Raw genomic sequence first — 11,821 nt, forward strand, 5'->3', positions numbered from 1 at the left:
TGGCCCACGCCTCACTGTGGTGGGGGATGGGTGGGTGAACTACCCGCTGCGGAGTTAGGCTCGGGTCGTGACTTCCCACTACGATGTCGTCGTTCTCGGCGCTGGTCCCGGCGGATACGTCGCCGCTATCCGCGCCGCTCAACTCGGCCTGCGAACAGCGATCGTCGAGCAGAAATACTGGGGTGGTGTGTGCCTCAACGTCGGCTGCATCCCGTCCAAGGCGCTGCTGCGCAACGCCGAGCTCGCCCACATCTTCACCAAGGAGGCGAAGACCTTCGGCATCTCCGGTGAGGTGAACTTCGACTTCGCGGTCGCCTTCGACCGCAGCCGCAAGGTCGCCGACGGCCGGGTCAAGGGCGTCCACTTCCTGATGAAGAAGAACAAGATCGACGAGTTCGACGGCAAGGGCACCTTCACCGGCCCGAACTCGCTCTCGGTCGAGCTCACCAAGGGCGGCACCGAGTCGATCACCTTCGACAACGCGATCATCGCGGCGGGTACCGTCACCAAGCTGCTGCCCGGCACTCAGCTCAGCGCCAACGTGGTCACCTACGAGGAGCAGATCCTCACCCGTGACCTGCCCGGCTCGATCCTCATCGTCGGCGCCGGCGCGATCGGCATGGAGTTCGGCTACGTCCTGAAGAACTACGGCGTCGACGTGCGCATCGTGGAGTTCCTCGATCGCGCGCTGCCGAACGAGGACGCGGACGTCTCCAAGGAGATCACCAAGCAGTACAAGAAGCTCGGCATCACCATCACCACCGGTGCGGCCGTGCAGTCCATCGAGGACGACGGCGCCAAGGTCACCGTCGCGATCAAGGACAACAAGACCGGGTCGATCGAGACCGTCACCGTGGACAAGGTGCTGCAGGCCGTCGGCTTCGCCCCGCGCGTCGACGGCTACGGCCTGGAGACCACGGGCGTCGTGGTCACCGACCGGGGCGCGATCGGGATCGACGACTACATGCGCACCAACGTGCCGCACATCTACGCGATCGGCGACGTCACCGGGAAACTGCAGCTCGCGCACGTCGCGGAGGCCCAAGGCGTGGTCGCGGCCGAGACCATCGCGGGCGCGGAGACCGTTCCCCTCGGCGACTACCGGATGATGCCGCGCGCCACCTTCTGCCAGCCGCAGGTCGCCAGCTTCGGCCTGACCGAGCAGCAGGCCCGTGACGAGGGCTACGACGTGAAGGTCGCGACCTTCCCGTTCACCGCGAACGGCAAGGCCCACGGCCTCGGCGACCCGACCGGTTTCGTCAAGCTCGTCGCCGACGCCAAGTACGGCGAGCTGATCGGCGGGCACCTCATCGGCCCGGACGTCTCCGAACTGCTGCCCGAACTCACCCTCGCGCAGAAGTGGGACCTGACGGTCAACGAGCTGACCCGCAACGTCCACACTCACCCGACGCTCAGCGAGGCCCTCCAGGAAGCCTTCCACGGCTTGGCCGGCCACATGATCAACTTCTGATCCCTTCGCGTCGAAAGGGCGTGCGGTCGATGATCGCACGCCCTTTTTCGCTATCCGGCAAAGGTTTCCGCGCCGGTAGGGCCGTCGGTGGTCGGCATCGGTGCGAGCGTTCTGCTATACAGCGTGCATGTTTCGCAGGTGGCTGATCGGAAGTGTGCCGGTGCTCGTCGTGGTGGTGCTGCTGGGGACGGGCACCTTCTACCTGATGAAGGCGCGCACCTTCCAGTTGGCCGGTCACGTGGTCAGCCGGGTGGACACCGACGCGCGGGTAGTCGCGCTGACCTTGGACGACGGGCCGTCCGATCGCGCGCCCGAGGTGCTGAAAGTCCTCGCCGACGCGCAGGTTCCGGCGACCTTCTACCTGAACGGGCGTGATCTCGCCGAACACCCGGAGTACGGCCGGGCGATCGCCGCGGCGGGCCACGAGATCGGCAATCACACCTATTCGCATCGGCGGATGGTCTTCGTGACGCCCGGCACGGTCCGCGACGAAGTGGAGCGCACGGACACCGAGATCATGCAGACGGGTTACGTGGGCCCGATCACCTTCCGTCCGCCTTACGGCAAGAAGTTGTGGGAGCTGCCGCATTATCTCGCCGAGCACAACCGCGTCACCGTGACCTGGGACGTCGAGCCCGATTCCGGCCGGGCCGGCGTTACCGCGGACGACATCGTCGCCGAGACGCTCGGCAAGGTCCGCCCCGGGTCGATCGTTCTGCTGCATGTCATGCACGGCAACGCGGAGCCCTCGATCGCCGCCATCCCGCGCATCGTCACCGAATTGCGTGCCGCGGGATACCAATTCGTCACGGTGTCCGATCTCATGTCCCGCTGATCCGACCGGCCCGGCGCACTGGCCGTCGTCGACGGCGGTCGATGCGCGGGGCTGCCGGGCGACGGCGGATTTCGCAGCCAGCGCCGACCGCGGAGCCGAGCCGGTCGGCGGCGCGGCGAGGTCCGGTCGGCGGCGCACATCAGCCGCCGCGAGGTGGGGCGGGGTACGGCGTATCCGCTACTGCTACGCGCGCCCACGCGCCGATCCGGTGTCTGTCTCGCCACCCAGTCGTGGGCGCTCTCGGCCCGGCTCGGGTAGCCGGACGGGCCGCCCTGCTTCGCCTTGTGCGGGGCAAGTGGGCTATGCCCGCGCGGCCGCAGGCGCCGACGGAGGCGATGCGCCGGAGCGTCGGTGTTCGTGGCGCAGGATTCGTTCGGCTACCCGGCGGCCGGGAGCATGCCGTAGGCGTGAGTCGGGGTGAACAACACCAAGGCGCGGCGGTCGGTGACCATCGCGTCGCGGTATTCGTCCCAGTCGGGGTGCTCGCCGGTGGCGGTGCGGTAGTAGTCGACGAGTGCGTCGACGGTGGGGTCGTCTGGCTCGGCGGCGACGGGGGTGAGTTCGACCGTGCCTTCGAGGACGGCATACGCGAAGAAATCGTCGCGGGTCACGTGCAGCGCCGCCCACGGCTCTCGGACGAGGTTGTAGTACTTCGCCCGGTCGGCGGTGATGGAGATGCGAATGCGGCCATCCGCGCCGACGACGTGCAGCACGTTGGACAGTTGCGGTCGTCCGTTGCGGCGAATCGTGGTGAGCACGGACCTGCGGTGGTCGCGGGCGAAATCGACTGCGGCGGCGAGTTCCATGCCCGTGTAACCCGTGGTGACGCTGGTCTCTTCCCGTCAGTCGCGGTGGTAGGCGGCCTGCGCCTCGCGCACGCGCGGCATGTTGGTTTCCAGTACCCGGATGAGCGCCTCCAAGCGGTCGGCCACCTCGACACCCAGGTCGGTGAGGGTGTATTCGACCCGGGGCGGAATGGTTTCCTGCACCTCGCGGTGCACCATGCCGTCGCGTTCCAGGGCCTGCAGGGTCTGCGACAGCATGCGCTCGCTGACGCCGTCGACCCGCCGCCGCAAGGCGCTGAACCGGTACGGCCCCTCGCGCAGCGCGACCAGCGCCAGCGTGCCCCAACGACTGGCGACGTTCTGCAGGACCGGCCGCGACGTGCAGTTCCGGGCGAAGACGTCGGCTTCCAGCGTGGGATCGTCGGCGTCCGCCGAGGCAATGCGCTGGGTGGACATACTTCGATAGTACCCAACTTGACGGCAGTGTCTACAAGGTGCATAGTGCTTACGAATAGTTAGTGCTATTCGAAGATGCGATCTTGGAGGTAGTCATGACCGTCGCGGTGACCGGGGCCAGCGGACAGCTGGGCCGGCTCGTAGTGGACGCGCTGTTGAAGGTGGGATCGACACCGGTCGTGGCGATCGTGCGCGACCCGGCGAAGGTGGCCGACCTGGCCGAACGTGGCGTGGACGTCCGGCAGGCCGACTACGACGACGCGGCCGCGCTGGACCGGGCGCTCGCGGGTGTCGACCGGGTGCTGCTGGTCTCCGGTAACGAGTTCGGCGCGCGCGTGGCGCAGCACACCAACGTCATTCGCGCCGCTGAGCGGGCCGGTGTGGAATTGCTCGCCTACACCAGCATTCCCGGCGCGACCGACAATCCGCTCATTCTCGCGCAGGAACACAAGGGCACCGAAGCGGTGCTCGCCGAATCGGCTGTGCCACACACAGTGCTGCGCAACGGGTGGTACTGGGAGAACTACCTGGGCGGTCTGGCGCACGCGGTGGAGTCCGGCGTGCTGCACGGCGCGGCGGGTGAAGGTCGCGTGGCGGGCGCGGCGCGGGCAGACTACGCCGAAGCCGCCGCCCGGGTGCTGACCACCGACGGCCACGCGGGCCGGGTATACGAACTCGGCGGCGACGAACGGCTCACCTATGCCGAACTGGCCGAGGCGATCTCGGAGGCATCGGGCAAGCCGGTGCGCTACGAGAACCTTCCGCAGGCCGACTATGCGGCTGGTTTGACCGGGGCGGGATTGCCCGCCCAGTTCGCCGAGGCACTCGCCGACGCCGACGCCGGTATCGCACAAGGCATCCTCGACGTCCGCTCCGGCGACCTGGCGCGACTGCTCGGTCGCCCGGCGACTCCCGCCGTCGACGTCTTCCGCGCTGCGCTCGCCTGACATCATCCGAGCCGCTCGGACACAACTCAGACCCACTGCACCAATTGGATGATGATCCCGTTCGGATCGCTCATCTGGAAGTACCGCTCGCCCCACTCCTCGGTTTCGATGGGCGTCACGATCGGCACGCCCTCGGCTCGCAGCCGGGCGTATTCGGCATCGATGTCGTCGACGACGAAGACGACGAGCAGGCCTTCGCCCGCGCTGCCCGCCGCGCTCCGCGGTTTGAAGCTCGCCAGTCCGGTGCGCAGGTAGATGACGTTCAGTCCGGCGTCGTCGCGGTCCAGCGAGACGAACCCGTCGGCCGACATCTTCTCCTCGAAGCCGAGGTGCTCGATGAGGAACCGCGCCGAGGCGGCCGGGTCGGGAACGTTGAGCGAGATGGCGGAAGCGGTGATGTGCATGGGCCCTCCTCGGCGGAAAAACTCCGTACTAAGTACACTGTACTTTGTACGGAGTTGATGGACACTGCGCATTATGAGGTGCGTCACATCGATACCATCGGGGAAGCGAGGCGGTTGAGGAGGCGAGCGATGAGACAGCCGAAGGAGCGCAGCGGCGCCGGTGACCCGGTGCGCACGCTGGAATTGCTGTGGCGGATTCCGTCGGAGCCGGGCACCGGCCGGGGGCCGAAACAGCGCAGCAGCGTCGATGCGGTCGTCGCCGCCGCGATCGAGATCGCCGACGTGGAGGGAATCGCAGCGGTCACGATGCGTGCGGTCGCCAACCGGCTCGGCCTGACTCCCATGGCTACCTACACCTATGTGCCGGGCAAATCCGAACTGATCGACCTGATGCTGGACACGGTGTACGCGCGGATGGAGCGCGCCGACCTCACCGGTCTGCCCTGGCGCGAGCGGGTCGCCCGGATCGCCGCCGAGAACCGCGCCCTGCTGGCCCGTCATCCGTGGGTGGCGTATCTGCCGACCACCCGGCCACCGCTCGGGCCGGGCCTCGCCGCGAAATACGACCACGAGCTGGAGGCCTTCGCGGACCTCGGCCTCGACGACCTGGCGATGGACGCCGCTCTGACCTTCGTGCTCGGCTTCGTCACGTCCGTCGCCCGCATCGCCATCGACAGCGCGCGGGCGGCGGCCGACAGCGCCATGTCCGACGGTCAGTGGTGGGAGCGGGCCGCTCCGGTGCTGGCGCAGGTCTTCGACGCGCGGCGGTACCCGCTCGCCGCGCGCGTCGGGACAGCCGCGGGCCAGGCGCACGACGCCGCCTACAGCGCCGACCATGCCTACGAGTTCGGGTTGACGCTGGTGCTGGACGGTCTGGCCCGCCGTATCGAGGGCCGGTCCGACTAGAGGCCGTCGCGTTGGATGCGCAGGGCGGTGATCGTGGCGGCCAGCCCGTCGTATTGGTTGATCAGCAGGACGATCTCGATCAGACTGCGCTCGTCGTAGTGCTTCGCCAGCTCGGCCCAGGTGTCGTCGTCGAGGTCACGGGTCTCCACCAGCTGATCCACGGCGGCCAGCAGCGCGCGGTGCTTGTCCGACCACTCCGCCGCCTCGGGGCCTTTGCGCAGCCGCTCCAGGATTTCGCTCGTCACCCCGGCGCGCCGGCCGAGCCGGATGTGATGGTCCATCTCGTACTCGCACCCGCGCAGATGTGCGACCCGGATGATGACCAGCTCGGACTCGTGGCGGGGCAGCCGCCCGCCTGGCATGAGCTTGCCCGAGAAGTGCAGCCAACCGCGGAACAGGCCGCGGGTGCGGCCCAGCGTGCTGAACAAATGGGCGTCGTGGGTGCCCGCGGCGCGGGAGAGCACCTGCCAGACAACCCAATTGAGCGCCCCGAGTTCCCGGAGCCGTCCGGGCGAGATGCGTGGTTGCAGCGCTGAAACCATGCCGGTTGCCACCTCCGCGTGGTCTGTGCGGCCGGCGTCGGTGCCGACCGAGATGAGAGCCTACTTGGCAGTATCCCGTCCGGCGCGCCACCATTCTTTTGCTTTCCAGTGGTTTTCAGCGGGGTACCCCGTCATCATCAGTACCGGTGCGGGTCGCCGCGGCCGCAGCGCGTTTCCGCGGCGTCAGGTGTGGACAACAGGTCGTCAGGGGAAAAGATGCTGGTGAGGATCAGGCCGGGAGCGGAGCTGTCCGGCGCTGAGCGGGAATTCGTCGCGTGCCTGAGGTCGTATCCGACGACCGGCCTCGCCGTGATAGATCTCGAGCCGGACAACCGGCGTGTCGACGCGGTGGTGTGGACCCCGCGCGGGTTGACCGTGCTGGAGGTGCACGGGTTCCAGCGCAGGCAGAGCGGCATCCTGAGCACACCGGCCGAAGGGCCGTGGACGATCAGCGACGCGCCGGTGGAGCTGGACGACCCGGAGAACGGAAGCCCCGCCGAGCGCGTGGAACACGGCATCTACGCGGTCAAGCACATGCTCCAGCGCGCGTTGCAGGACCCGGGACACATCAGCGGCGCCGTCGTGCTCGTCCCCTTCCGCGGCGCCGTGGTGCGCCCGGCGCGCACGAATCTGCGTCCGGGGTTGGACGTGGTCGTCGGGAATGTCACCGACGCGACCGAACTACGCATCTACCTGGAGGGTTTCTCCGCGGGACCGCGCGACTGGACCGCGGACCGGGTGATCGGCGCGTGCGGCGCGCTCGGCCTGGCGGAAATCGCGCCGTCCCGCGCGGAGCTCCTCGAGGCGGGCTTCGAGGAGAACGCGCCGGAACCGGTCACCACCATCCCGCGCACACCGAAGCCGCGAGTCGAGCCGACGGCGGGCGTCGCGACGAAAAGCCAGGCCTATGCGGGCTGGTCCGTCATCGTGATCGCCGTTGTCGGGGTCCTGTTCGTGCTCGGCGTGATCGCCACCGCGTTGGCGCACGACTCGGCCCAGCCGATCCCGGCGACCGGCACGACGAGTCCGACGCCGTCGCCGCCGGCGTACCGGCCCACCCAGTGCTACCCCTTCCAGCAGCACTGCTGAACGGTCAATCCCGCACGGCACGGCCCAGTTTGGTCAGGCGCATGGCGTACTGCGCTCGGGCCAGCACATGCGTTCGCGAGGTGTCGATATGGGCGGTGAGCGTCGCCAGCGCCGCGTCCACCGCCCCGGACACCAGGTGTTCGGCGATCGCGATGTGCTCGGCGGTCATCGTGGCGATGCGTTCCGGAGTCGGCATGTCCAGCGTGCGCACCGGACGCACCCGGACGTGCACGGCGGTGAGCGCGTCGGCGAGCGCGGCGTTGCCCGCGGCTGTGAGCAGGGTGGTGTGGAAGTGTTCGTCGGCGGCCACCAGCGCGGGGCCCGGTTCGGGTGGGGCGTCGCGCAGTGCGCGCCAAGTGTCGAGTTCCGTGCGCACGAGATCCAGATCGTGCGTGGGCGCCTCGCCGGGCGGGGCCACGCGTTGCATGCCCCTGGCTTCCAGTACGAGCCGCAACTCGTAGAGGTGATCGAGTTCGTCGAGCCGGGGACGGTACGGGTAGAGGCCGTCGGCGAGCCGCTCGACCAGTCCGTCCGCTTGCAGTCGCGCCAGCGCCTCGCGCACCGGCGTGCGCGACACGCCGTACGCCTCGGCGAGGCGTTCTTCGCCGAGCCGTTCGGTCGGCACGATGGCTCCGGTGGCCAGATCCCGGCGCAACGAGTCGTACACCTGCTCGCGCAACGGAATCCGGCCCCTGTCGCGGGCCACGGCGGCGCTCAGATCGCCATCGCCGAGCGGACTTCGCGCTCGGCGCCCGCCCCACCCGCGCCCGTGGAGGTCACCCGGCCCGATCGCAACACGTAGTAGCGCTGCGCCGCCTGCAATGCGAAGCCGATGTGCTGTTCGACCAGCAGCACGCTCAGCCCGCCGCGCCGGGTGAGATCGATGATGGTGCGCTCGATCTCGGCGACCACCGACGGCTGGATACCCTCGGTCGGCTCGTCCAGGATGAGCAGCTTCGGCTCGGTGATCAGCGCCCGCGCGATGGCGAGTTGCTGGCGCTGGCCACCGGACAGCAGGCCCGCCTTCCGGGTGAGCAGCTCGCGCAGCGCGGGAAACAGGTCCAGCGATTCATCGATCAACGCCTTGCCCCGTTTGCGGCCGTCGGCGACCACTTGCAGATTCTCCGCCGTGGTCAGTTGCGGGAAACTTTGCTGTCCCTGCGGCACATACGCGATCCCGCGGCGCACCCGGCGCGACGGCGACAGTTTGGTGATGGTCTCCCCGTCGAACTCGATCCGGCCCGACTTCGTGCCGATCAGCCCGACGGCGGTGCGCAGCAACGTGGTCTTCCCCGCGCCGTTGTGCCCCATGATGGCGACCACGCTGTCGTCCGGGACGGTCACCGAGACGCCGTGGATCACCTCGGTGCGGCCGTAACCGGAGTGGATATCGGTGAGTTCAAGCATCACTGTCCCCTTTCTGGGGTGACTCCGGGCTCGGCGCGATCGACGCGTCCTCCAGCTCGGTCCCGACGGCCGCTGCGGTGCCGAGGTAGACCTCCTGGACTTTCGGGTCCGCCTGCACCTGTTCGACGGTTCCCTCGCTGAGCACCTTGCCGCCGGCCAGGACGGTGACCGAGGTGGCGAAGGCGCGCATGAAATCCATGTCGTGCTCGACCACGACGACCACCCGGTCGCCGCCGATGCGGCGTAACAGATTGCCGGTTTCCTCGCGCTCCTCGGCGCTCATCCCGGCCACCGGTTCGTCCAACAGCAGCACCGACGCGTTCTGCACCAGAAGCATGCCGATCTCCAGCCATTGCTTCTGCCCGTGTGCGAGCACCCCTGCGGGTTTGTCGCGCAGGTCGGCAAGGCCGGTGGTCTCCAGCGCCTCCTCGATCGCGGGCAGCACCGTCTTGCGGCGGCGCAGCATGGTGAGCGCCGAACGGCCGGCGCCCGCGGCGATGTCGAGGTTCTGCAGCACGCTGAGCTGCTCGAACACGCTCGCGGTCTGGAACGTTCTTCCGACACCGAGCCGGGCGATCCGGTGTACCTTCTGGCCGAGCAATTCCACGCCGGTCTTCTGCGCGGAGCCGGTCGCCGGGACCAGTCCGGTGATCGCGTCGATGAGCGTCGTCTTGCCCGCCCCGTTGGGTCCGATGAGGAAGCGCAGATCGCCCTGCAACACCGTCAGATCGACGTCGGTGACGGCCTTGAAACCGTCGAAACTCACCGAGAGACCGCGGATCTCGAGGTACTCGCTGGACATTCCGGCATTGCCGCCGAGCTTCGGTTCGTGCGTCGTCTCGGTCATCGCGATTCCACCTTCTCCGTCGCGGATTCCGGCAGCGCCTCGACCACCACCGTCGCGGGTGCGGGCGCGGAACGCCTGCTGTCCAGCAGGCCTTTCAGCATCGGCCACAATCCGGCCAGACCCGCCGGAACGAAACCGACCACCACGATGAACAGCACGCCTTGCAGATACGTCCACCCCGAGGGGAACTCCTCCGACAGCGCCGTCTGCGCCCACGCCACGCCGATCGCGCCGAGCACCGGCCCGAGCAGCGTGGTCCGGCCGCCGATCGCGACGCCGATGAGGAACGCGATGGACGGGACGACGCCGATGTCGGCGGGGGAGATGATGCCGACGATCGGGGTGAACAGGGCGCCTGCGATGCCCGCGAAGAACGCGGCGACCACGTAGGCGACGATCTTGACGTTCGCCGGATCGTAGCCCAGGAAACGTACCCGTTCCTCCTGATCGCGCACCGCGACGAGCAACTCGCCGTAGCGGCTGTGCATCAACTGCCGCACCAGCGCGACCACCACCAGCAGCGCGGCCGCGGCGAAGAAGAACAGCATGCGCCGGTTGACCGGGTCGGACAGCTTGAACCCGAAGAACGCGCGGAAATCCGACAGGCCGGTGAACCCGCCGATGCTCTGCTGACCGGTCAGCAGGATGGCCAGCGCGGCGGCCAGCGCCTGGCTGAGGATGGCGAAGTAGGCGCCCTTCACGCGGCGCTTGAAGACGCCGTAGCCCAGCACCGCGGCGATCAGAGCGGGCAGCACGAGGATGCCGATCAGCGCAACCGGAGCCGACGCGAACGGCTTCCAGAACGAAGGCAATTCGCGAATGCCCGCGATCTCCATGAACTCCGGCACGTCGTTGCCCAGCCGGGCGGCGTCGGCCATCTGCAGGTGCATAGCCATGATGTAGGCGCCGATGCCGAAGAACACACCTTGTCCCAGGGTGAGCATTCCGCCTCGGCCCCAAGCCAATCCGATGCCGACCGCGACGATCGCGAAGCACAGGAACTTCGCAAGCAGGTTGAGCCGGAAATCGCTGAGCAGGGCGGGCGCGACCGCGAACAACAGAACGGCGGCGACGGCGAATCCGGCCAGCGCGCCGAGCGAGGAGTGCGCGCGCCACCGTTGTATCAGCGTGGTCATGCCAGGCTCCTTGTCCGGACGGTGAACAGACCCTGCGGGCGGACCTGCAGGAAGATCACGATGACGACGAAGACGATGACCTTCGCGATGGACGCGGTGGTCGAGTATTCGATGTAGGAATTGAGCAGCCCGAGCGCGAACGCCGCGATCACCGTGCCTTTGATCTGACCGAGCCCGCCGATGACCACCACGAGGAACGCGTCGATCAGGTAACTCTGGCCGATGGTCGGGCTGGTCGAGCCGATCAGCGTCAGCGCCACACCGGCCACGCCCGCCAGGCCCGAGCCGATGAAGAACGTGCTGATATCCGTGAAACGACTGGATACGCCGGAGGTTTCGGCCAGGCCGCGATTCTGCACCACCGCTCGGATACGGCGGCCCAGCGGCGTCGTCTTGAGCACCGCGGCCAGCGCGGTCACCGCGACCACCGCGAGGACCAGGATGAAGATTCTCGTCTTCGGCACCACCGCGCCCAGGATCGTGACGCCGCCGCTGAGCCATTCCGGCGCGATCACGTTCTTGGCGGGTGCGCCGAAGATGTCGCGGGCCAATTGTTGCAGCACCAGCCCGACACCGAAGGTGACCAGCAGGGTGTCCAGCGGCCGGTCGTACATCCAGCGGATCAGGCCCATCTCCAACGCGGCGCCCAACAGTCCGCCGACGAGGAAACCGATCAGCAAGGAGACGACGAGCGAGACGCCCGCCGACGAGATCACTTTTTGCACAACATAAGTGGTGTAACAACCAGCCATGATGAACTCGCCGTGCGCCATGTTGATCACGCCCATCTGACCGAACGTCAGCGAGAGACCGAGTGCGGCGAGCAAAAGAATGGATCCCAGACTCAGCCCGGTGAAGAGCTGTCCGATCACAACATCCATGGGGAAGGCTCCTGTGTTGGATTTGCCGCGACTTCGTCGCGGCGTGTTCGCGGCCCCCTTGTGGCTCGCGTTTGCGCGACCGCCGCTTGCTCCTTCGTCGCGTGCGCGGCGGCCG

14 protein-coding genes are annotated in these 11,821 nt (G+C 68.1%); 5 read left to right on the top strand and 9 right to left on the bottom strand.

What is annotated here, in order from left to right; genetic code table 11:
* Positions 1-67 precede the first annotated feature (67 nt).
* Together lpdA and ACWESM_RS12820 are read left to right on the top strand one after the other, a co-directional pair.
* Positions 68-1,471 (top strand): dihydrolipoyl dehydrogenase, encoded by a 1,404-nt coding sequence (gene lpdA / locus ACWESM_RS12815; protein ID WP_452491774.1) that lies wholly within the window; start codon positions 68-70, stop codon positions 1,469-1,471.
* A 127-nt stretch (positions 1,472-1,598) separates the two neighbouring features.
* Positions 1,599-2,306 (top strand): polysaccharide deacetylase family protein, encoded by a 708-nt coding sequence (locus ACWESM_RS12820; protein ID WP_364424489.1) that lies wholly within the window; start codon positions 1,599-1,601, stop codon positions 2,304-2,306.
* 377 nt (positions 2,307-2,683) lie between these two features.
* On the opposite strand, the gene ACWESM_RS12825 is transcribed toward ACWESM_RS12820, so the two are convergent.
* Together ACWESM_RS12825 and ACWESM_RS12830 are read right to left on the bottom strand one after the other, a co-directional pair.
* Positions 2,684-3,112, bottom strand: a complete 429-nt coding sequence (locus ACWESM_RS12825) for a PPOX class F420-dependent oxidoreductase (protein ID WP_452491776.1) — start codon at positions 3,110-3,112, stop codon at positions 2,684-2,686.
* A gap of 36 nt (positions 3,113-3,148) precedes the next feature.
* Positions 3,149-3,547 carry a winged helix-turn-helix transcriptional regulator gene (locus ACWESM_RS12830; RefSeq protein ID WP_356962711.1) on the bottom strand — a complete coding sequence of 133 codons (399 nt, stop codon included), beginning with the start codon at positions 3,545-3,547 and terminating at the stop codon, positions 3,149-3,151.
* Between the two features lie 95 nt (positions 3,548-3,642).
* Between ACWESM_RS12830 and ACWESM_RS12835 the strand changes: the two genes are divergently transcribed.
* Positions 3,643-4,494 carry an SDR family oxidoreductase gene (locus ACWESM_RS12835; RefSeq protein WP_356963472.1) on the top strand — a complete coding sequence of 284 codons (852 nt, stop codon included), beginning with the start codon at positions 3,643-3,645 and terminating at the stop codon, positions 4,492-4,494.
* 26 nt (positions 4,495-4,520) lie between these two features.
* Here ACWESM_RS12835 and ACWESM_RS12840 read toward each other — a convergent pair whose 3' ends face one another.
* Positions 4,521-4,898, bottom strand: a complete 378-nt coding sequence (locus tag ACWESM_RS12840; protein ID WP_355071736.1) for a VOC family protein — start codon at positions 4,896-4,898, stop codon at positions 4,521-4,523.
* Positions 4,899-5,027: 129 nt separating this feature from the next.
* Between ACWESM_RS12840 and ACWESM_RS12845 the strand changes: the two genes are divergently transcribed.
* Positions 5,028-5,804 carry a TetR/AcrR family transcriptional regulator C-terminal domain-containing protein gene (locus tag ACWESM_RS12845; protein WP_355071737.1) on the top strand — a complete coding sequence of 259 codons (777 nt, stop codon included), beginning with the start codon at positions 5,028-5,030 and terminating at the stop codon, positions 5,802-5,804.
* Here ACWESM_RS12845 and ACWESM_RS12850 read toward each other — a convergent pair.
* The gene (locus ACWESM_RS12850; protein ID WP_355072125.1) at positions 5,801-6,334 is read right to left on the bottom strand and encodes a carboxymuconolactone decarboxylase family protein; all 534 of its coding nucleotides are present in this window, start codon (positions 6,332-6,334) and stop codon (positions 5,801-5,803) included. The two genes, ACWESM_RS12845 and ACWESM_RS12850, sit on opposite strands and share 4 nt — an antisense overlap.
* A gap of 228 nt (positions 6,335-6,562) precedes the next feature.
* Here ACWESM_RS12850 and ACWESM_RS12855 point away from each other — a divergent pair, with 228 nt between their 5' ends.
* The gene (locus ACWESM_RS12855) at positions 6,563-7,435 is read left to right on the top strand and encodes an NERD domain-containing protein (protein WP_364424483.1); all 873 of its coding nucleotides are present in this window, start codon (positions 6,563-6,565) and stop codon (positions 7,433-7,435) included.
* Positions 7,436-7,439: 4 nt separating this feature from the next.
* Here the strand turns inward: ACWESM_RS12855 and ACWESM_RS12860 are convergent, their stop codons facing one another.
* Genes ACWESM_RS12860 through urtB form a run of 5 tightly spaced genes read right to left on the bottom strand, consistent with a single transcriptional unit; the run spans position 7,440 to position 11,706 of the window.
* On the bottom strand, positions 7,440-8,141 hold the full coding sequence (locus ACWESM_RS12860) for a GntR family transcriptional regulator (RefSeq protein WP_356962703.1): 702 nt from the start codon (positions 8,139-8,141) through the stop codon (positions 7,440-7,442).
* An 8-nt stretch (positions 8,142-8,149) separates the two neighbouring features.
* Complete coding sequence (gene urtE, locus ACWESM_RS12865; protein ID WP_355071742.1) at positions 8,150-8,842, bottom strand: urea ABC transporter ATP-binding subunit UrtE; 693 nt, start codon at positions 8,840-8,842, stop codon at positions 8,150-8,152.
* Positions 8,835-9,689 carry an urea ABC transporter ATP-binding protein UrtD gene (gene urtD / locus ACWESM_RS12870; protein WP_355071744.1) on the bottom strand — a complete coding sequence of 285 codons (855 nt, stop codon included), beginning with the start codon at positions 9,687-9,689 and terminating at the stop codon, positions 8,835-8,837. Before urtD ends, urtE begins: the two co-directional genes overlap by 8 nt.
* Positions 9,686-10,825, bottom strand: a complete 1,140-nt coding sequence (gene urtC, locus ACWESM_RS12875; RefSeq protein ID WP_356962702.1) for an urea ABC transporter permease subunit UrtC — start codon at positions 10,823-10,825, stop codon at positions 9,686-9,688. Before urtC ends, urtD begins: the two co-directional genes overlap by 4 nt.
* Positions 10,822-11,706, bottom strand: a complete 885-nt coding sequence (gene urtB, locus ACWESM_RS12880) for an urea ABC transporter permease subunit UrtB (protein ID WP_379248979.1) — start codon at positions 11,704-11,706, stop codon at positions 10,822-10,824. The genes urtC and urtB overlap by 4 nt, the downstream gene beginning before the upstream one ends.
* Positions 11,707-11,821 lie beyond the last annotated feature (115 nt).

Source organism: Nocardia sp. NPDC003999, from assembly GCF_053604885.1.